This window comes from Schumannella sp. GW821-FHT10F01, from assembly GCF_058809295.1.
The window spans coordinates 396480-414971 of sequence record NZ_JBXASM010000001.1 but is presented as its reverse complement, the minus strand read 5'-3'; the positions used below and the strand labels follow the sequence as shown (position 1 = coordinate 414971).

The window sequence follows — 18492 nt, the reverse complement described above, 5'->3', positions numbered from 1 at the left end:
CGATCCGCCCGTCAGGGTGCGACCGCGGCGCCGCGTGCGGCGGCCCGCAGCTGCGCGGGGTCGAGGTAGCGGCTGGACGGATGGGTCGCGTGCGGCAGCGGACCGTGGCCGAGCAGCCGCTCGCGCAGCGTCTCGCCGTCGCGGTACGACTCGCGGACCAGACCACGGCGGCGCAGCTCGGGCACGACGAGCTCCACGAAGTCGCGCACCGACTCGAACGAGACGCGCTGGCCGACGTTGAAGCCGTCGGCGCCGGTGATCTCCGCCCAGCTCTCCAGCGCGTCCGCGACCTCCTTGGGCGAGCCGACGACGGAGAACGGCCGTCGACGCCCCTCGGCCTGCGCGGCCCGGAGGTCGCCGACCGTCTGCCCCGGGCGCCAGCCGCGGATGAGCATCCGGAAGCCCTCGTCCTCCCGCGCGATGATGTGCTCCACCAGCTCCCCGGGCTCGTAGCGAGCGAGGTCCGGACCGCGCTTCGCGTGGTCGATGACGCCCGGCGGAGTGGCGTAGCGGCGGTATTCGCGCTCGCGGTCCTCCGCCTCCTCGGTCGTGCGACCGACGATCACGTCGATGCCGAACATGAACGCGATGCTCTGCGGGTCGCGTCCGGTCTCGGCGACCTGGCGGCGGATCGCGGCGATGTTGTCGCGGATCTCCTCCGGGCTGCCGCCGCCGACGAACACCAGCTCGGCGTGCCGCGCGGCGAACGCGAGACCGGTCAGCGAGCTGCCCGCCTGCGCGATGACGGGCAGCCGCTGCAGCGACGGCGAGACGAGGCTCGGGCCCTGCACGGCGAAGCGGTCGCCGACGTGGTCGATGTAGTGCACGCGATCCGGGTCGGCGTAGACCCGGTGCTCGGCGTCGTCCACGACCGCCCCCGGCTCCCACGACCCGAGTAGCAGCTTGTAGACAACATCGAGGAACTCGTCGGCGATCCGGTAGCGGTCGTCGTGGTCGAGCTGCTCCGGCAGCCCGAAGTTGCGGGCGGCGTTGCTGAGGTACGAGGTGACGACGTTCCAGGCGATCCGGCCCCTCGACAGGTGATCGAGGGTCGCGAGTCGGCGGGCGAACGGGAACGGATGCTCGTACGTCGTCGAGAAGGTCGCGGCGAGCCCGAGGTGGTCCGTGGCGTCCGCAAGAGCGCCGAGCACGATGAGCGGATCGTGCGCGGGGATCTGGAACGCCTCGCGCACCGGTGTCGCGAGCCCGTCGCCGAAGGTGTCGTACGCTCCGACGACGTCGGCGAGGAACACCTGGTCGAACGTGCCGTGCTCGAGCAGCCCGCCGAGCTCGCGCCAGAAGTCGAGGTCGTGGATGCGGGTGCGCTGATCGCGCGGATGCCGCCACATCCCGTGGGCGAGGTGGCCGACGGAGGCCATCTCGAAGAGGCTGAGGATCAGGGGCCGGTCGCGTCCGCTCATCGCGTGCGCTCCTCTCCCGCCGCCGCGGCGGCGTCCGTGCTGGCCGGCTTCGCGGGATCCCGCCAGCCGGCGGGTCGAGTGCCGTTGAGCTCCCAGTCGCCGATCGCCCGCTCGCGCTGGATCAGCGGGTTGTGCGACGAGACCGTGCGGGCGTTGCGCCAGTGCCGGTCGAGCCGCAGCGACTCGCTCGTCGCGGAGGCGCCGCCGACCTCGAACACCCGCGTGACCGTGTCGAGCACGAGCGGGATGACGACCTGCTGCGCTTGGAATGCGGCGATCTCGACCGCCGTGAAGTCGTCGGGCCGCGCCCGACCGTCCTCGCGCTTCGCGTGCAGCGTATCGAGGGCGTCGGCGACGCCGAGGACGATCGTGCGCACGGCGGCGACCTGGCTCGAGATCCGGCCGACGACGCTCTGCACGAGTGGATCGGCGCGCGGGCTCGACTCGCCCGGCACGCCGAACGTCCGGGTGCGGGGGCGCACGAACTCGACCGCGTCGCGGAGCGCGCGCTGGCCGATGCCGGCCAGCGTCGCGAGCAGCACGATCTGGTAGAACGCGGTCACCGCCTCGTGGGCGCTCCCGCCGTCGCCGTCGCGGTCGAAGCGGATGACGGCGTCGTCGCCGACCGGCACCGACCGGAAATGCGTGGTGCCGCTCCCGGTCAGGCGCTGGCCGAAGCCGTCCCAGTCGTCGAGCCGCTCCACGCCGGGCAGGTCGGCCGCGAGCGCGACGCCGACGTGGTCGTCGTCGAGCTTCGCGGTGGACCAGATCCAGTCCGCGAAGAGGGTGCCGGTGCTGTAGTACTTGGTGCCGTTCAGCGCGAAGCCGTCGCCGGCCTCCTCGAGCGTCGTGCCGGACGCGGTCGCGGGTCCGCGCTCCGCCTGCGCGTTGCCGAACAGGAGCCCCTCGGCCGCGAGCCGCAGCCAGCGCTCCTGCGCATCGCGATCCGGCTCGGCGAGGCGCCCCTCCACGAAGGCGAGATGGCCGCGGAGCAGCTGCGGCAGGTTGGAGTCGGCGGCGCCGAGCTCGATGAGCAGCTCGACGAGCTCGTGTACCGAGGCGCCGAGTCCGCCGAGCTCGACCGGCACCCGGAGGGCGCCGAACCGCGCCTCGCGGAGCTGCGCGACCTGCTCGAACGGCAGGATCCGCTCGCGCTCGCGCTCCACGGCGCCGGCTGCGATCTCGTCGAAGACGGGCGCGAACCGCGCCAGCAGGTCGCCCTCGGTGCGGACGTCGGTGATGGTCATGCTGGTCTCCTCAGCTGGGGACGGACGCGGTCGGATGATGCGGATGCTCGGCATCGCGGAGCCGTGGCAGCGCGTCGACGAGAGCGCGGGTGGCGGCGTGCGCGGGGTGCTGGAACACCTGCTCGGCGTCGCCGGTCTCGACCGCACGGCCGTCGGCCATCACCAGCACGCGATCGCTGAGGTGGCGGATGACGCCGAGGTCGTGCGATACGAACAGGTACGCGACGCCGGTTCGGGCCTGCACGTCGGCGAGGAGGTCGAGCACCTGCGCCTGCACCGACACGTCGAGCGCCGACACCGGCTCGTCGAGCAGGATGAGCGCCGGCTCGGGCGCGAGGGCGCGTGCGATGGCGACGCGCTGACGCTGGCCGCCCGAGAGCTCGAGCGGGCGGCGGCGCAGGTGCTCGGCCCCGAGGCCGACGCTGTCGAGCAGCTCGATCGAGCGGGCGCGGCGCCGCGCGCGGGGCACCCCGGCGACGCCGAGCGCCTCCCCGAGCAGCCGTCCGACCGGATAGCGCGGGTCGAAAGAGCTCAGCGGATCCTGCGAGATGATCTGGGCACGCCGGTGCAGCGAGCGCCGCGCGGCGCCGCGCGCGGCCAGCAGGTCGGCGCCGAGCAGCTGCACCGCGCCCGCATCCGGCTCGGTCAGCCCGAGCAGTAGTCGCCCCGTGGTGGTCTTGCCGGAGCCGGACTCGCCGACGATGCCGAGCGTCTCCCCCGCGCGCACCTCGAGACTCACGTCGTCGACGACGAGGCGCGCGTCGCCGTCGGGCGAGCGATAGGACTTCGAGAGACCGGCGGCCGAGAGCACGAGCTCGCCGCGCTCGGGGCGAGGCGCGGCGGGTCCGCCGTCGACGAGCCGGGTGCCGCGGGCGTGCTCGGCGGGCACCGCGGCGAGCAGCGCCCGCGTGTACTCGTGCTCCGGCGAAGCGAAGACCTCGCGGGTCCCGCCCGTCTCGACGATCTCACCGCGCTGCATCACGGCGACGCGATCGGCGACGCGCGACACCACGGCGAGGTCGTGGCTGATGAGCAGCAGGCCGGTGCCGCCGCCGGTCAGCCGTCCGAGCAGCTCGAGGATCTGGGCCTGCACCGTCACGTCGAGGGCGGTCGTCGGCTCGTCGGCGATGATCAGCTCGGGGCCGGCCGCGATCGCGGACGCGATGAGCGCGCGCTGACGGAGGCCGCCGGACAGCTCGCTCGGCAGCTGCCGCGCCCGCAGCTCGGGCAGCGGCACGCCGACTGATCCGAGCAGCTCGATCACGCGACGATCCCGCTCGTCGGCGGTCAGCGCGGTGTGCAGCCGCAGCGTCTCGGCGATCTCACGTCCGACCGGGCGGAGCGGGTCGAGGGAGACGAGCGCGTCCTGCAGCACGAGCCCGATCCGGCCGCCGCGGAGCGCCCGCCAGTCCGTCGGACGCAGTCGAAGCAGGTCGGTGCCGTCGAACTCGAGTCGCGCGGCCTCGATGCGCGCGCGGTCGCCTGCGAGCCCGAGCAGCGTGCGCGCGGTGACGCTCTTGCCGGAGCCGGACTCGCCGACGATGGCGAGCGTCTCGCCGCGGTCGAGGTGGAAGCCGACGCCGTCGACGACCGGCTCGCCGCCGAACGACACCCGCAGGTCGTCGACCCGGAGGAGCGGGCCGGGGTCCACGGTCTTCGGGTCTGCGCTCATCGGGTCCGCCCCTCGGAGCGGCGCTGCAGCGCGCGGCCGACCACGGTCGTGCAGACCACGAGCAGGGTCACGGCGAGCCCGGGGAACGCGCTGTACCAGGGAGCGATGTCGATGTAGTTGCGCGCGGTCGAGAGCATGGCGCCCCACTGCGGCGATGGCGGTGGGGTGCCGAGTCCGAGGAAGCTCAGCGCGGCGCCGGCGACCGTCGCGGTCCCGATGCCGATGGTCGCGAGCACGATGACCGGCCGCACCGCATTCGGCAGCACATGCCGCACGATCACGGCCGCCGGGTGCAGGCCGAGCGCGCGCGATGCCTCGATGTACTCGGAACGGCGGATGGCGAGGGTCTGCGCTCGAACGAGCCGCGCGTAGCCGGGCACCCCGGCGATGCCGATGGCGAGCAGCGCGTTGAGGGTGCCGCCGCCGAGCGTGGCGATGACGAGCAGGGCGAGCAGGATCTCCGGGAAGGCGAGGCCGACATCCGTCAGCCGCATCAGGATCGCGTCGAGCACGCGGTTGCCGACTCCGGCGGCCATGCCGATCGCGCTGCCGACGACGAGGGCGATCGCGACGGCGCCGAAGCCGAGCTGCAGCGACGCGCCCGCACCCCAGATGAGGCGGCTCAGCACGTCGCGGCCGTTCTCGTCGGTGCCGAGCGGATGCGCGGAGGTCGGTGCCGCGAGCGCGTTCACGGGGTCGACCGCGAGCGGGTCGTACGGTGCGAGCAGTGCCGGGGCGAGCGCCGCGATCGCGATGAGCGCGAGTCCCGCGGCGGCGAGGACCAGCCCGGGATCGAGCCGGCGGGTGCGCGCGCGCCGGCGCACCGGCGCCCTGGTGTCGAGACCGGCGAGCACGTCGGCGGCGGTCCCGCTGCTCATGCGGCAGCCCTCCTCAGTCGGGGGTCGATCACGGGCTGGATCAGGTCGACGACCAGGTTGACGACCACGTAGACGGCGGCCGCCAGCAGCACGACGCCGAGCACGACGGGCATGTCCTTGCCGTTCACCGCGGCGAGCAGGATGCGCCCGAGCCCCTGCCGCGAGAACAGCGTCTCGGCGATGACGGCGCCGCCGAGCAGTCCGCCGATCACGAAGCCGGACATCGTCGTGAACGGCACGAGCGCGTGGCGGAGCGCGTGCCCGACGCGAACGGACGCGTCGCCGAGGCCGCGTGCTCGTGCCGTCACGATGAACGGCTGCTCGAGCACGTCCTCGAGCGATGAGCGGAGCACCTGCGACAGCACTGCGGCGATCGGCAGGGCGAGGGTCAGCGTCGGCAGCACGAGGCTCGCCGGGCCGCGATTGCCGATCGCGGGGAACCAGTGCAGTCCGTACGAGAACACCGTCAGCAGCAGGATGCCGATCCAGAACCCCGGCGATGATGCGACGACCAGCTCGATGCCGGACACGGTCGACCGAAGCGCCGGCGTGCGCCGGGCGGTGGCGAGGGCGATGACGAGCGCCAGCACGATCGCGGTGACCGCGGCGGACGCGGCGAGCTGCACGGTGCCGCCGAGCTGGGCGCCGATGACCGAGCCCACGGGCGACTTGAGCTGGTACGACTGCCCGAGGTCGCCCGTGACGAGGCGGCCGAGGTAGTCGAGGTACTGCAGCCAGAGCGGCTTGTCGAAGCCGTACTCGCGGCGCACCTGGTCGATCACCGCGCGGGTGGGCGATGCCTCCGGTCCGCCGACGATCGCGTAGACGGGGTCTCCCGGCGTGAGCTGGATCGCGAGGAACGTCAGGGTCGCCGCGCCCCACAGCACCCCGACCGCGGTCGCGATGCGCAACGCGACGTGCCGCCCGATGCGTCTCATGTCAGTCTCCTCCGATGTCGCCGCTCCGGTGCGGCGCGCCACCACGCGCGCCGCACCGGAGGCCTCACTTGGCCGCGGCGTCGATCCAGGTGTCGTAGAACCACAGCGCCCCGTACGCGGACTCGAACGTGACGTCCTTGACGTAGCGGTGGGACGACACGAGGTCGGGTCGCACATAGAGCGGGATCGCCGGGGCGAGCGTCACGAGCCTGGCCTGCGCCTGCTCGTACAGGTCGGCGCGCTCGGCGCCGTCCGTGGTCTCGCGCGCCCGGTCGAGGAGGTCGTCGAGCTGCGCGTCGCTGAGGCGCGAGCTGTTCTGACCGCGACGCTCGGGCGTCGTGATGTTCTGCGACGAGTACTGGATCCACAGCACGTCCGCCGTGTTCGTCGTCCAGATGCCCGCCGACAGGTCGAAGTCGCCGGCCGCCGACAGATCGGACGACTGCTGCGCCGTCACCTTGTTGATCGTGATCTCGATGCCGACCTTCTTCGCCGCGGCCTGGATCAGCTCGGCGAACTGCGTCGTCTGCTGCACCACGCCGGCGTCGTTGTAGACGGCGGTGAGCCGCTTGCCGTCCTTCACGCGATAGCCGTCGGCGTCTTTCTGCTCCCAGCCGGCCTCGTCGAGCAGCTTCGCCGACTCGTCGACGTCGAACGGGATCTTCGTCGCGTTGGCCGCGTAGTCGGGCGTGACCGGCGTGATGTAGCCGTCGGCCGTCGTCCACTGGCCGAACGAGACCGTCTTCACGAGCTGGGCGCGATCGACCGCGGAGACGAGCGCCTGGCGGACCTTCTGGTCGTCGAACGGCGCCCGGGCGGTGTTGAACCAGAACGAGAACGGATGGCCGGGGCGGTCCGTCGACTGGAACGCCAGCTCGCTGGAGGCCTTGACCTGCTTCACCTGCTGGGGCGGCGTCCACTCGATGATGTCGAGGTCGCCGGCGGCGAGCCCGTTGTAGCGCACCGAGTCCTCGGCGACGAAGTTGAAGGTGATGCCCGCGAGGTAGGCGGCCCCGGTGTGCTTCGACCCCTTCGGGGCCCAGTCGTAGTCGTCGAACCGCTTCAGCTCGATCGACTGGCCCTTCGTCCACTTCACGAACTCGAACGGACCGGATCCGATCGGATGCGTCGCGATCGATTTCGGGTCCTCGGCGATCTGCTTCGGCGAGACGATCGACAGGTACGTCTGGGCGAGCACATTGAGGAACGACGAGTACGGCGTCTTCAGCTTCACGTCGAGGGTGTACTCGTCGACGACGGTCGAGCTCTCGTACGGCGCGATGTACGACGCGGCGAGCGGTGAGGCGGTGGCCGGGTCGAGGATGTGCTCGAAGTTGGCCTTGAGGCCCTCGGCGTTCCAGGCGGAGCCGTCGTGGAACGTGACGCCCTTGCGGAGGTGGAACGTGTACGTCAGGCCGTCGGAGCTGATGTCCCAGCTGTCGGCGAGCAGGCCCTCGAACGTCTTCTTCGGCGTCTCCCACACGAGGGTGTCGAAGATCGGCCGCAGGATCGTGGTCGTGTTGGTCGTCGACAGCTGGTGCGGGTCGAGCAGCGGCGGCTCGTCGCCGTTCTCGCCCACCTGCAGCACGCCGCCGGCGACGGGCTTCGCGCTGCCGCCGTCGTCGCCGGCCGCGGCACCCGCGCAGCCGCCGAGCAGCAGGGCACTGGCGGCTGCGGCCGCGATGGCGATGAGACGGATGCGTGGCGTGGGCATGACCTCTCCCGGGTGGGGGCGCGGACGTCCGGGAACCCGGACGGTGAACCGCCATCATCGGCACCGGCGGGCGCCCCTGTCTCAGGGGTGTCGAAATGTTGCCGTGTGAGAAGAAATGTGTAGCCGGGGGTGGTCGGGGCGGCCGGATGGGTGTAGCCGCGCGGGCGCCGTCAGGCCCCGTCGATCCGGTCGATGATCGCCGTGATCCGCTCGAGCGACGCGACGGTCTCCGCCGCCGGCGTGTACTCCATGCCGAACGTGCCGCGATAGCCGAGCGCCCGCAGCGAGCGCAGGATGCCGTCCCAGTCCGCGGTGCCGGTGCCGGGCTCGTGGCGGCCCTGGGTGTCGGCGACCTGCACGTGCCCGACGAGGGCGATGTCGTCGCCGATCTCGGTGGCCGGATCCTCGTCCATCATCACCGAGTGGTACGCGTCGAGCAGCAGCGCGAGGTGCGGCGAGCCGACCTCCCGGACGATGTCGAGCCCCTCGCGCGTGGACCACAGGAACGTGCCCGGGTGGTCGACGCGGGTGTTGAGGTTCTCGAGCAGCAGCGTCACCGAGCTGCCCTCGAGCTCCGCCGCCGCGCGCGCCAGCGTCGCGACCACGGCGGCACGCTGCTCCGCGCGCGGCACGCCGTCGCGCTCCTGCCCGGCCACGACGACGAGGTTCGGCGAGCCGAGCCGCTCGGCCACCACGAGCGACTCCCGCACCGCGACGAGGTAGTCGTCGACGACCGCGGGATCGGTGAGCTGCAGCTGCGGGTCGACCGTGAGCGAGCGCAGCCGGACGCCCGTCTCGCGCAGCGCGGACTCGAGCGCGTCGAGGTCCTCGTCGCGCCAGCCCCAGATCTCCACCTCGGTCAGGCCGGCGGCGGCCGCGGCACGCACCCGATCGGCCAGGGCAGGCCCCGCCTCCGAGAACATGAGGACGAGGTTGGCGGCGATGGCGGTCACGCGTCGACCTCCGTCGCGGTGCGCGGCGCGGTCGGCACCGACGTCCGGCGCGGGGCGCCGAGGGCGCCGAGGGCCGCGATGACGACCATCCCGAGCACGACGAGCAGCGCCATGCGGAGGCCGACCTGCTGCCCGAGCACGCCGAGCACGGGCGGCCCGACGAGGAAGGCGACGTAGGCGATCTGGGCCGCGATCGCGACGCGGAGCTGCGGGCGGTCGCCGCTCTGCCCGGCCGCGGACATCGCCACCGGGAAGCCGAGCGCCGCGCCGAGCCCCCACAGCACGGTGCCGACGGCGGCGACGATCTGGTCGTCGACGAGGCTCACGAGTGCGATGCCGACGGCGCTCACGAGCGCGCTGGCGCAGAGCGACGCGGCCGGTCCGATCCGGTCGACGACCCGGCCGCCGAGCAGCCGGCCGGTCGCCATGGCGGCGGCGAAGACGGCGAACACCGCGGAGCCGAGCGCCGGGTCGAAGCCGTGCCCGTCGACCATGACGAGCGGCAGCCAGTCGCCGGCGGCGCCCTCGGCGAGCGCGAGTCCGAGCACGACGGCGCCGATGAGCAGGAGCCGTGGGTCGCGCCAGAGCGGCCGCGCGGCCGTGTGCGCGGGTACCGGCGCGGCATCCGTCCGGGCCGCCGACGGCAGGCCCCGTCCGCGGAGGCCGACCTCGACCGGGATGCGGCGGACGACCCGCAGCATGGCGACCGCATCGATCGCCGCGACGACGAGCAGGTGGACGCCGACCGGGAAGGCGACGGCGGTCGCGGCGATGCCGACGACCGCACCCGCCACCGTGCCGAGGCTGTAGAAGCCGTGCATCGTCGGCAGCGTCGAGCGACCCAGACCGGCCTCCACCTCCGCCCCCTCGACGTTGATCGCGACCTCGGCGCCGCCCATGCCGAGCCCGATGAGCGCCAGCCCGATCGCGATGACGACGCCGTTCGACGCGAACGCGCCGATGCCGACCACTGCGGCGCCGGTCGCCGCGGACGACGAGCCGAGCAGCACCATCCGCCGGGCGCCGAGTCGGAGCAGCAGCGGACTGGAGGCGAGCACCCCCGTCATCGCGCCGGCCGACAGGCCGAACAGGATGAAGCCCATCTCGAGCGTCGAGGCGCCGAGCTGGTCGCGGATGTCCGGGGTGCGGGTCACCCACGACGCCATCGTGATGCCGAAGCAGAAGAAGATCGTGAAGCAGGCGGTGCGGCGCTGCAGCAGGGTCGCGGTCATGGGTGCTCTCGGGACGGTGCGGGCGGGATGCGACCACTCTCGCACCCGCGGGCCATGACCGGTGAAGCGATTCAGCGCGACCGGCCCGCGTCAGTCCTCGGCCGACTTCGGCACGTACACCCAGGCCCCGCGTCCGGACTCGAGCGTGACCGCCGCCCGGCGGTAGGCGGCCGCTTCGTAGCGGTCGGCGGCGGCGAGCTCTCGGTCGGCGACGGCGAGCACCGCGCCCTCCACGACATCCGCGTCGACGTCGGTGCGCAGCAGGCCGGGGTGCACGTCGCTGCCGCTCATCCGGATCACCTCGGGATCGGTGATGACCACCTCGCCGAGCACATGGCCGCGCAGCGAGTCGGGCTCGGTCGGCACGGCGCGGCCGAACAGCTCGCGCTGCACGCGGTCCTGCCGCAGGGTGCCGAACGAGAACAGCAGGTGCGTCATGGTCGTGAGGCTACGGATCGCGGCATGCAGCGTCGCGGGCCGATCGGGGGCCGGCGGACCGGGGCTCCGGATCCGGGCTCGGTGTCCCGCTCCGGACGACCCGGCTCCGGGCACACAGACGGCCCGGGCGCGAGCCCGGGCCGTCCGCGCGGAGCTTCCGGACGCGGATCAGGGATTGTCCGGAGGCCCCTCGGCGGGAACCACCCCGCCTGTCTGCGCTCACCTGCCGGTGAGCTTGTCCTTCGCGTCGGCGACCACGCCCTTCGCGGAGGCGGCGACCTGATCGGCCTTGCCCTCCGCCTCGAGCTTCGGGTTGTCGGTGGCCTTGCCGACCGCCTCCTTGGCCTTGCCGGCCAGGTTCTGGGCGCCGTTCTTGATGTCGTCGTCGAGTGCCATGGTGGGTCTCCTTCCGGTGGGGTTCACTCGGCCCGCTGGTCGCGGGCGAGGGTCGAGCGCCAGCCGGAGCGGATCCGGATGACGACGGGCGGTGCGACGCCGAGCGCGGCGTCGAGGGCGGCGACCGCCTCGCGGGCGCGCTCGAGGATGAGCGCGAGGTCGGCGCGGCGCCGGGTCGAGAGCGTCAGCGTGATGACGGTGCGGCCGCGCAGCCGGTGGGCGTCGGCGCGCGTCGCCAGCACAGCGGGCACCGGACGCAGCCGCGCCGCGACGATGTCGCGCACGGCGCCGATGGTGATGTCGACGTCGGCATCCGAGTCGGCGATCGGGGTGCCGCCGCGGCCGCGGGTCGCGATCATCAGGATCGCGATCACCGCGATGAGGACGCCTGCCGAACCGGCGATGGCCCCGTTCGCGGGCTCGTCGACCCACCGGCCGGCGTCACGGACGATCTTCGCGGCAGTGCCGCTCAGCGTGCGGAGCGCATCCGGCATCCAGGCGGCTTTCGCGAGCGAGACGGACGCGACCGCCGCCGAGGCGGCGAGCGCGAGCAGCCCGAGCACGGCGAGCACGACGCGGTTGAGGGTGCGGTTGGTGCGGGTCATGCGCCCACCACCCCCGACGACTCGACGTCGGCGCGCGTGTGCATCCGTCCGACCGGCCGGAGCCCGGCGGCGTAGCCGCGCACCTCGGCGGCGATCGTCTCCCGGTCGAGCGGGTGCCCGGAGGTCGGCCGCACGATCGTGCGGAGGGAGCGGATGGAGACGGCGGTCGTCACCTGGTCGTCCGCGACGCCGGCGATCCTCGCCGCGTGGTCGGACACGGCGCCGGCCAGCACGTCGTCATCGACCAGCACGACAGATCGGTCGTCGTCGAGTCGGTGCCGGGCCCGGCGCGCCGGTGACAGCGCGGAGATGATCGCGATCAGCCCGACGGCGGCCAGCACGCCGACGACGGTCCAGGCGATCGCGGCACCGGCGGCGAGCTCCTCGAGCACCGACTGCAGCGTCACCGGCAGCGTCAGACCCACCGCCGGCGCGATGCCGAGCGCGGCGACCGCCAGGCCGACGAGCGCCAGCAGCGCGAGCGCGATCGAGACCGCGACGGAGCGCGAGCGGTGCAGTCCGCGTCGCGCCAGCATGGCGGTGAAGCGTCGATCCGTCATCGTGTCCTCCGTTCGACGGTCTCGTGTCCGGTGATCCGGACGGTGACGCGGCTGATCTCCGCGCCGGTGATGCGCGCGCCGTCCGCGAGGACGGCCTCGCGCACGGTCGCGCCGAGCTCGCGCAGCGTCGGCGCAGGCTCGGCCACGCGGGCCGGCCCGGTGACGGCGACACCGAGCCGGCTCGCGTCATCGGCCAGCTCGACCCGCACGCGCGACGCGCGCACGCCGAGCTGCTTCGCCGCGACGGCGGCGAGCACCGTCGACATGGCGCGACTCGTGACGGTCACGCGGCCTGCGGCGGTCATCCGACGCGGCGGCCGCGCGCGGCGCCCAGCGCCGCACGCAGGTCGACGCGGCCGGTGACGACCGCCCCGATCAGGGCGCCGGCCGCGCCGAGCACGAGCACGAGGAGGAACCCCCAGAACCCGAACGCCAGCGCGGCGAGCGCGAGTACGACGCCCGCGGCGCCGCCGATCACGGCCGGGTTCACAGGACCCGCGCCTCCTCGGGCTCCGCGTCCTCGCCGGGCACGTGCACGTCGCTGACGATGACGTTGATCTCCGCGACCTCGAGGCCGATGAGACCGGTGATCGCGTCGGCCACGGCGGCGCGCACGCCGTCGGCGACGAGCTGCAGCGGCTGCGGGTACTCGACGACGATGGTCACGTCGGCGGCGACCTGGGTCTCGCCGACCTCGACCTTCACGCCCTGCGTGAGGTCGGTGTTGCCGATCGCGTCGCGCACGGTGCCGATGAGTCGCGCCGCACCGCCGCCGAGCGCGAAGACGCCGGGCACCTCGCGCGCCGCGATGCCGGCGATCTTCGCGACGACCGGGTCGACGATCGTGGTCTTGCCCTGCGGGGTGATCGGGGCGGAAATGGGGGTTCCTGCCTGCGCCATGTGCGTTCTCCTTCTGATGCGGGCCGGACCTCGTGTCCTGCCCTACGGTGTTCACGACGGAGACGCTGCGCGACGGGGTTTCGTCACGGATCATTTGCTGGCAGATCGCTGAGAGAGGCGGACGCGTGAGCGCTCTCGACGACGCCGCCGACGCCCTGCTCGCCCGCCGAGCCGGCGATGGCGACGAGCTCGCGTTCGCCGTGATCGTGCGTCGGCACGCGCCGTACCTCCGCGCCTTCGCCACCGGTCTGCTGCGATCGACGTCGGACGTCGACGACGTGGTGCAGGACGCGCTGATCACCGCGTGGGACAAGCTGCCGGAGCTGCGGGACGCGCAGCAGCTGCGCAGCTGGCTCACGACGATCACCGCGCGCAAGGCGACCGACCGGCTCCGGCGGCGACCGGCATCCGTCCCGCTCGACGATCACGACGCGGCGACGGAGAGCCCGGGGCCGGAGCGCTCGGCCGAGCTCTCATCGCAGATGACGGCCCTGAACGCCGCGCTCGCCGAGCTGCCCGACGACGTGCGGATCACGTGGACGCTGCGGGAGATCTCCGGGGCCAGCTACGAGGAGATCGCGGCCGATCTCGACGTGCCGGTCTCGACGGTGCGCGGCCGCCTCGCTCGAGCACGTGCGCACCTGCTCGAGCGGATGATGGAGTGGAGGACCCCGTGACCGACAGCTCCGGTATCGGCGGATCGGGGTACGACCTCGACGCCCTCTCCGCGTACGCCGATCGGGGACGCACGCCGGCGATCGCCGCCATCGACGACAACCCGGAGTGCCAGGCGCTGCTCGACTCGATCGAGCGGCTCGGCACCCTCCAGCGCGCCCTCGTCGACGAGCGCGCGGCCACCATGCCGGCGCCCGCGCAGTCGTGGTTCGACGAGCTGCTCGGCTCGATCAGCCGCGAGGTCCGGGCCGGACGCGACGTCGAGTTCCCCGCCGCCGACGAGTCCACCACGCTGGCGGTGACCGAGGGGGCGATCCGGGAGGCCGTTCGGGCGGCCGGGGACGCCGTCGAGGGCGTGCTCGTCGGGAGTGTGCGGCTCGAGATCGCCGACGACCGATCCGCTGTGGTCGACGTCGCGATCAGCGTGCTGTTCGACCGGCCGCTCAACGTCGTCGCCGACGAGGTGCGCCGGGCCATCAGCACCACCCTGCTGCGCTCGACGCCGCTCACGCCCTCAGCCATCGACGTGACGGTCGACGACATCCGCCTGCCGACCCGGAAGGACGAGCGATGAGCGACGCGGTGGACCTCGGAGCGCTCGCGCTCGCCGTCGACGATGCGGTGCGGGCCGTGCCCGGCGTGCACCGGCTCTACCCCGGCGACCCGGCGGTCGTCCGGTCGGCGCACCAGCTGCTCGCCGACCGTCCTCTGGCGCAGACGGCGCTCGACAGCGACGGCGCGGCCGCGCTGATCAACGTCGCCGTCGACAGCGATCGGCTCACCGGGGACGTGGCGGCAGAGGTCGCGGCGGCGGCGCGCACGGTGCTCGGCCCCGACCGCGTCATCCGCGTCCGCGTGAGCCGGTTCGCGGTCTGAGGTCGGCGGAGGCGAGCAGATGGGCGGCGCAGGCCGGGTCGGACGCGCACCGACCGTGAATGAGGTCGCCCGGCTCGCCGGGGTGAGCCCGATGACGGTGTCGCGCACGTTCGCCGGCGGGGCGTCGGTGCGGCCCGAGCTGCAGGAGCGGGTGCTCGAGGCGGCCCGCGAGCTCGGGTACCACCGCAACGAGAACGCGCGCAGCCTCCGGCCCGGGCAGGCGAGCGGGCTCATCGGCGTCGCGATCACGAACCTCGCGAACCCCTACTACGGCCAGTTCGCGCTCGGCGTGGAGGAGGTGGCCGCGCAGTCCGGCCGCCGCATCCTGCTCGGCAGCTCGAACGAGGAGCCGGAGCGCGAGCGCCAGCTGCTCGACGACTTCGTCGGCCGGCAGGTCGAGGGGCTCGTGGTCGTGCCGTCCGGATCGGCGGAGGCGCTCGCGCCCGCCGCCGTCCGCGGCCTCCCCGTCGTGCTCGCCTCGCGGCTGGTCGCGGGTGTCGCCGCGGATGCCGTCCTCGTCGACGACGTCGACGGCGCCCGGCACGGCACGCGCTCCGCGCTCGAGGCGGGGCACACGCGGATCGGCTACCTCGGCACCGAGGAGTCGGTCTTCACCGGCCGGCGCCGCTACGAGGGCTTCGTGCGCGCCCACCGGGAGCGCGGGCTCGAGATCGACCCCGCGCTCGTGCGGCGGAGCCAGCGGGATGTCGACTCCGCCGCCGCGGCGATGGCCGCGCTCCTCGACCGCGAGCGCCCGCCGACCGCCGTGTTCTGCGCGAACAACCGGAACGCGATCGGAGCACTGACCGAGATCGGACGGCGCATCGAGCACGGCACCCCGCCCGCCGCCCTGCCGGCGATCGTCAGCTTCGACCGGTTCGAGCTGGCGGAGCTCATGCCGGTGCCGGTCACGATCATCGATCACGATCCCCGCGCGCTCGGCGTCGCCGCGGGGCGGCTGCTGTTCGACCGACTCGCCGAGCAGGGCCCCGGCGGCGGAGCGGCGGACGACCCGGCGGGCGATGTCGCGGGGCGGCGCGCTCCCGACGGACCCCGGCTCATCACGATCCCCACGTCCGTGACGGCCGTCCGGCCGGGCTCGGTACGGGGTCCGGTGCGCGCACGGAGCGAAGGATGAGGCACGCCATCCCGCTCGCCGGTTGACGCCGGCCGCTGGCTTGGTATCGTTACCAGCGTGACGGTCGCCGACGACGCACCGGTGCTGTGCCTCGACATCGGAGGCACCGCCGTGAAGTCCGCCGTGCTCGCGGGCGGACTTCGGCTCGCGGACTCGACAGCCGCACTCGACGCGGCCGAACCGGTGCTCGACACGGTCGCGCGGGCGGCCGACGACGTGCTGGGCGCGGCCGGGCCCGCGGCGGCAGCGCTCCCGCCGCACGGCCGGGTCGGCATCGCGGTCGCGGGCATCGTCGACCCGGCGGGCCGGAGCCTCAGCGCCGTCTACGGCAAGCTCGAGACGCTGACCGGCGTCGACCTCGACGCCTGGAGCCGAGCGCGCTTCGGCGTCGGCGCCGTCGTCGAGAACGACGCCAGGGCCGCGCTGCTCGGCGAGACCCGGCGCGGCGCCGCCGTGGGAGCCTCCGACGCGGTGCTGCTGACCCTCGGCACCGGGATCGGCACCGCGGCCCTGGTCGGCGGCGAGCTGGTCCGCGGCGCGCACGGCCACGGCGGCGTGCTCGGCGGTCACGTCACGGTCGACCTCGACGGCCCGGAGTGCGTCTGCGGCAACGTCGGCTGCGCGGAGGCGATCGCGAGCACCTGGGCGCTCGCGCGGGCCGTGCGCGAGCATCCCGGTGCCGCCGGATCGGACTGGGCCGCCGGGCTCGCGAGCCGGGGAGCCGGGCGCGCCGGCATCGCCGACCTGGTGGCCGGGGCGCGAGGCGGGGACGCGGTCGCCCTCGACCTCCTCGCCCGCTTCACCCGGGTCTGGGGCAGCGTGATCGTGTCGCTCTGCCACGCCGTCGATCCGGAGGTCGTCGTCGTCACCGGCGGCGTGCTCGGCGCGGGCGAGACGGTGCTCGGGCCGATCCGCGAGCACGTCGAGCGGCACCTCTGGCGCTCGCTGCCGCGACCCCGGATCGTCGTGCCGGAGCGCCCCGACCTCTCCGTCGCGCTCGGGCTCGCCGTGCTCGCCGAAGGAGCCGCGCGATGACCGGCCGCCGCGGCAGCTCGTACGTGACCCGCCCGACCATCCCGTTGCCGGCGGGGTCGACGGTGCACGAGGGCGCCGGTGTCTGGGCTGCGATCGCGGAGGCCGCGGACCGCGCGGCCGGCACCGCGCCTCCCCTCGTCGTGATCGACGCCTACCCCGGCGTCGAGGTCGCCGAGCTCGTCGCAACGGCCGCCGCCGCGCTCCCCGGCTGGGACGTGCGCGATGCCGAGGAGGCCACCGCACGTCCGCTCGCCGAGATCGACGCGCGGATCGCGCCGGCGCTGACCGACGACCGGGTCTTCGGATGGCTCTCGCACCTCGACCTCGACGTCTTCCTCGACCCCGTGGCGGTGTCGCGCCTGCGCGCCGAGGCGGACGGCCGCGACCGCCCGACGCTGCTCGTCGGCTGGGGCGCGGCGCGGGTCGCACCCGACGCCGACCTGCTCGTGCTGGCGGATCTCGCCCGGTGGGAGATCCAGCGCCGGCAGCGCGCCGGCGGCACGAACTGGCGCGCCGCCAACCCGCACGAGGACCAGCTGCGCAAGTATAAGCGCGGCTTCTTCGTCGAGTGGCGCACCGCCGACGACCACAAGCGCGGGCTGCTCGACCGGGTGGATCTCGTGCTCGACTCGAACCGCGGCGTCGGCGACCTCACCGCCGTCGACGGCGACGCGTTCCGCGACGCGCTCGCGGCCGCCGCCCGCGCGCCGTTCCGGCTCGTGCCGTTCTTCGACCCCGGCGTCTGGGGCGGCCAGTGGATGAAGGAGCGCCTCGGCCTCGACCCGGAGCCGGCGAACTACGCCTGGTGCTTCGACTGCGTGCCGGAGGAGAACTCGCTGCTGCTCGCGCCCGCGGCGGGTCCGAGTCGCGACGCGGATGCGGACGACGTGCCCGTCGTCGAGATCCCCGCCATGGATCTCGTGCTCTCACGGCCGCGCGAGCTGCTCGGCGAGCTCACGCACGCGCGCTTCGGGGCCGAGTTCCCCATCCGCTTCGATTTCCTCGACACGATGGACGGCGGCAACCTGTCGCTGCAGGTGCACCCGCTGACCGACTACATCCAGCGCACCTTCGGCATGCCGTACACGCAGGACGAGAGCTACTACCTGCTCGACGCGGCGCCGGATGCGAGCGTCTACCTCGGGCTGCGCGAGGGCGTCGACCCGGACGAGATGGCGGCGGCCCTGCGCGAGGCCGCGGCCGGCGGCGCACCCTTCGACACGGAGCGCTTCGTGAACCGGTTCCCGGCCGCGAAGCACGACCACTTCGCGATCCCGGCCGGCACCGTGCACTGCAGCGGCTCCGACTCGATGGTGCTCGAGATCTCGGCGACCCCGTTCATCTTCACCTTCAAGCTCTGGGACTGGGGGCGCCTCGGCCTCGACGGCGTGCCCCGGCCGGTGCACCTCGACCACGGCCTGGCGAACATCCGGTGGGATCGCGACACCGGCTGGACGGAGCGGAACCTCGTCGGGCGGGTCGACGTGCTCGTCGACGACGGCGGGCAGCGCGAGGAGCGCACCGGCCTGCACGAGCTCGAGTTCATCGAGGTGCGCCGGCACTGGTTCGACCGCGCCTCGGCTCGCGACACCCACGGCACCGTCCACGTGCTCAACCTCGTCGAGGGCGACGCGGTCGAGGTCGTCAGCCCCGACGGCGCATTCGAGCCCTACGTCATCCACTACGCGGAGACGTTCGTCGTGCCGGCCGCGGTCGGCCGCTACGAGCTCCGCCCCGCGCCCGGCGCGCGCGCGACCCGGTTCGCGACCGTGCAGGCCTCGGTGCGCGGCACCGAGCGCGACGACTGACCAGCA

At 73.8% G+C, this 18492-nt stretch carries 21 protein-coding genes; 6 read left to right on the top strand and 15 right to left on the bottom strand.

Translation table 11 applies throughout. The features are described 5' to 3' along the window. Positions 1 to 11: 11 nt before the first annotated feature. The 15 genes from AC1RSJ_RS02085 to AC1RSJ_RS02015 all read right to left on the bottom strand — a co-directional run bounded on the left by AC1RSJ_RS02085 (position 12) and on the right by AC1RSJ_RS02015 (position 12954). A complete protein-coding gene (locus tag AC1RSJ_RS02085) occupies positions 12 to 1421 on the bottom strand; it encodes an NtaA/DmoA family FMN-dependent monooxygenase (RefSeq protein ID WP_493116663.1) in 1410 nt (469 codons plus the stop codon). After that, the gene (locus AC1RSJ_RS02080) at positions 1418 to 2668 is read right to left on the bottom strand and encodes an acyl-CoA dehydrogenase family protein (RefSeq protein WP_493116662.1); all 1251 of its coding nucleotides are present in this window, start codon (positions 2666 to 2668) and stop codon (positions 1418 to 1420) included. Before AC1RSJ_RS02080 ends, AC1RSJ_RS02085 begins: the two co-directional genes overlap by 4 nt. A gap of 10 nt (positions 2669 to 2678) precedes the next feature. Further along, a complete protein-coding gene (locus AC1RSJ_RS02075) occupies positions 2679 to 4340 on the bottom strand; it encodes a dipeptide ABC transporter ATP-binding protein (protein ID WP_493116661.1) in 1662 nt (553 codons plus the stop codon). Then, the gene (locus tag AC1RSJ_RS02070) at positions 4337 to 5218 is read right to left on the bottom strand and encodes an ABC transporter permease (RefSeq protein WP_493116660.1); all 882 of its coding nucleotides are present in this window, start codon (positions 5216 to 5218) and stop codon (positions 4337 to 4339) included. The genes AC1RSJ_RS02075 and AC1RSJ_RS02070 overlap by 4 nt, the downstream gene beginning before the upstream one ends. Beyond that, positions 5215 to 6156 carry an ABC transporter permease gene (locus AC1RSJ_RS02065; protein WP_493116659.1) on the bottom strand — a complete coding sequence of 314 codons (942 nt, stop codon included), beginning with the start codon at positions 6154 to 6156 and terminating at the stop codon, positions 5215 to 5217. The genes AC1RSJ_RS02070 and AC1RSJ_RS02065 overlap by 4 nt, the downstream gene beginning before the upstream one ends. 64 nt (positions 6157 to 6220) lie before the next feature. Continuing rightward, a complete protein-coding gene (locus tag AC1RSJ_RS02060; protein ID WP_493116658.1) occupies positions 6221 to 7870 on the bottom strand; it encodes an ABC transporter substrate-binding protein in 1650 nt (549 codons plus the stop codon). A 170-nt stretch (positions 7871 to 8040) separates the two neighbouring features. After that, positions 8041 to 8823, bottom strand: coding sequence for a TIM barrel protein (locus tag AC1RSJ_RS02055; protein ID WP_493116657.1), 783 nt, complete (start codon positions 8821 to 8823; stop codon positions 8041 to 8043). Further along, positions 8820 to 10055: an MFS transporter gene (locus AC1RSJ_RS02050; RefSeq protein WP_493116656.1), complete on the bottom strand. Its 1236-nt coding sequence runs from the start codon at positions 10053 to 10055 to the stop codon at positions 8820 to 8822. Before AC1RSJ_RS02050 ends, AC1RSJ_RS02055 begins: the two co-directional genes overlap by 4 nt. Positions 10056 to 10145: 90 nt before the next feature. Beyond that, positions 10146 to 10493 carry a gamma-glutamylcyclotransferase gene (locus AC1RSJ_RS02045; protein WP_493116655.1) on the bottom strand — a complete coding sequence of 116 codons (348 nt, stop codon included), beginning with the start codon at positions 10491 to 10493 and terminating at the stop codon, positions 10146 to 10148. 219 nt (positions 10494 to 10712) lie between these two features. After that, positions 10713 to 10889 (bottom strand): CsbD family protein, encoded by a 177-nt coding sequence (locus AC1RSJ_RS02040; RefSeq protein WP_493116654.1) that lies wholly within the window; start codon positions 10887 to 10889, stop codon positions 10713 to 10715. A 23-nt stretch (positions 10890 to 10912) separates the two neighbouring features. Further along, on the bottom strand, positions 10913 to 11494 hold the full coding sequence (locus AC1RSJ_RS02035) for a hypothetical protein (RefSeq protein WP_493116653.1): 582 nt from the start codon (positions 11492 to 11494) through the stop codon (positions 10913 to 10915). Next, positions 11491 to 12054, bottom strand: a complete 564-nt coding sequence (locus AC1RSJ_RS02030) for a hypothetical protein (protein ID WP_493116652.1) — start codon at positions 12052 to 12054, stop codon at positions 11491 to 11493. Before AC1RSJ_RS02030 ends, AC1RSJ_RS02035 begins: the two co-directional genes overlap by 4 nt. Then, a complete protein-coding gene (locus AC1RSJ_RS02025; protein WP_493116651.1) occupies positions 12051 to 12341 on the bottom strand; it encodes a hypothetical protein in 291 nt (96 codons plus the stop codon). The genes AC1RSJ_RS02030 and AC1RSJ_RS02025 overlap by 4 nt, the downstream gene beginning before the upstream one ends. Positions 12342 to 12355: 14 nt before the next feature. Then, a complete protein-coding gene (locus tag AC1RSJ_RS02020) occupies positions 12356 to 12544 on the bottom strand; it encodes a DUF2273 domain-containing protein (protein ID WP_493116650.1) in 189 nt (62 codons plus the stop codon). Continuing rightward, positions 12541 to 12954 carry an Asp23/Gls24 family envelope stress response protein gene (locus AC1RSJ_RS02015; protein WP_493116649.1) on the bottom strand — a complete coding sequence of 138 codons (414 nt, stop codon included), beginning with the start codon at positions 12952 to 12954 and terminating at the stop codon, positions 12541 to 12543. The genes AC1RSJ_RS02020 and AC1RSJ_RS02015 overlap by 4 nt, the downstream gene beginning before the upstream one ends. A 125-nt stretch (positions 12955 to 13079) precedes the next feature. Between AC1RSJ_RS02015 and AC1RSJ_RS02010 the strand changes: the two genes are divergently transcribed. From AC1RSJ_RS02010 to AC1RSJ_RS01985, 6 genes are read left to right on the top strand one after another with little or no spacing between them, the layout of a single operon-like run. Continuing rightward, positions 13080 to 13631 (top strand): RNA polymerase sigma factor, encoded by a 552-nt coding sequence (locus AC1RSJ_RS02010; RefSeq protein WP_493116648.1) that lies wholly within the window; start codon positions 13080 to 13082, stop codon positions 13629 to 13631. Continuing rightward, complete coding sequence (locus AC1RSJ_RS02005) at positions 13628 to 14203, top strand: Asp23/Gls24 family envelope stress response protein (protein WP_493116647.1); 576 nt, start codon at positions 13628 to 13630, stop codon at positions 14201 to 14203. Before AC1RSJ_RS02010 ends, AC1RSJ_RS02005 begins: the two co-directional genes overlap by 4 nt. Continuing rightward, a complete protein-coding gene (locus AC1RSJ_RS02000) occupies positions 14200 to 14505 on the top strand; it encodes a hypothetical protein (RefSeq protein ID WP_493116646.1) in 306 nt (101 codons plus the stop codon). Before AC1RSJ_RS02005 ends, AC1RSJ_RS02000 begins: the two co-directional genes overlap by 4 nt. Positions 14506 to 14560: 55 nt before the next feature. Further along, the gene (locus AC1RSJ_RS01995; RefSeq protein ID WP_493116645.1) at positions 14561 to 15643 is read left to right on the top strand and encodes a LacI family DNA-binding transcriptional regulator; all 1083 of its coding nucleotides are present in this window, start codon (positions 14561 to 14563) and stop codon (positions 15641 to 15643) included. 57 nt (positions 15644 to 15700) lie between these two features. Continuing rightward, the gene (locus AC1RSJ_RS01990; protein WP_493116644.1) at positions 15701 to 16678 is read left to right on the top strand and encodes an ROK family protein; all 978 of its coding nucleotides are present in this window, start codon (positions 15701 to 15703) and stop codon (positions 16676 to 16678) included. Beyond that, complete coding sequence (locus AC1RSJ_RS01985) at positions 16675 to 18486, top strand: class I mannose-6-phosphate isomerase (protein ID WP_493116643.1); 1812 nt, start codon at positions 16675 to 16677, stop codon at positions 18484 to 18486. Before AC1RSJ_RS01990 ends, AC1RSJ_RS01985 begins: the two co-directional genes overlap by 4 nt. The last annotated feature ends 6 nt before the right edge of the window (positions 18487 to 18492 follow it).

Bases quoted from the DNA above. Each gene is read 5' to 3' on its own strand.
- AC1RSJ_RS02030 (WP_493116652.1), bottom strand. From the start codon at position 12,054: ATGACGGATCGACGCTTCACCGCCATGCTGGCGCGACGCGGACTGCAC.
- AC1RSJ_RS02075 (WP_493116661.1), bottom strand. From the start codon at position 4,340: ATGAGCGCAGACCCGAAGACCGTGGACCCCGGCCCGCTCCTCCGGGTC.
- AC1RSJ_RS02045 (WP_493116655.1), bottom strand. From the start codon at position 10,493: ATGACGCACCTGCTGTTCTCGTTCGGCACCCTGCGGCAGGACCGCGTG.
- AC1RSJ_RS02080 (WP_493116662.1), bottom strand. From the start codon at position 2,668: ATGACCATCACCGACGTCCGCACCGAGGGCGACCTGCTGGCGCGGTTC.
- AC1RSJ_RS02000 (WP_493116646.1), top strand. From the start codon at position 14,200: ATGAGCGACGCGGTGGACCTCGGAGCGCTCGCGCTCGCCGTCGACGAT.
- AC1RSJ_RS02085 (WP_493116663.1), bottom strand. From the start codon at position 1,421: ATGAGCGGACGCGACCGGCCCCTGATCCTCAGCCTCTTCGAGATGGCC.
- AC1RSJ_RS02060 (WP_493116658.1), bottom strand. From the start codon at position 7,870: ATGCCCACGCCACGCATCCGTCTCATCGCCATCGCGGCCGCAGCCGCC.
- AC1RSJ_RS02070 (WP_493116660.1), bottom strand. From the start codon at position 5,218: ATGAGCAGCGGGACCGCCGCCGACGTGCTCGCCGGTCTCGACACCAGG.
- AC1RSJ_RS01985 (WP_493116643.1), top strand. From the start codon at position 16,675: ATGACCGGCCGCCGCGGCAGCTCGTACGTGACCCGCCCGACCATCCCG.
- AC1RSJ_RS02040 (WP_493116654.1), bottom strand. From the start codon at position 10,889: ATGGCACTCGACGACGACATCAAGAACGGCGCCCAGAACCTGGCCGGC.
- AC1RSJ_RS02050 (WP_493116656.1), bottom strand. From the start codon at position 10,055: ATGACCGCGACCCTGCTGCAGCGCCGCACCGCCTGCTTCACGATCTTC.
- AC1RSJ_RS02065 (WP_493116659.1), bottom strand. From the start codon at position 6,156: ATGAGACGCATCGGGCGGCACGTCGCGTTGCGCATCGCGACCGCGGTC.
- AC1RSJ_RS02035 (WP_493116653.1), bottom strand. From the start codon at position 11,494: ATGACCCGCACCAACCGCACCCTCAACCGCGTCGTGCTCGCCGTGCTC.
- AC1RSJ_RS02015 (WP_493116649.1), bottom strand. From the start codon at position 12,954: ATGGCGCAGGCAGGAACCCCCATTTCCGCCCCGATCACCCCGCAGGGC.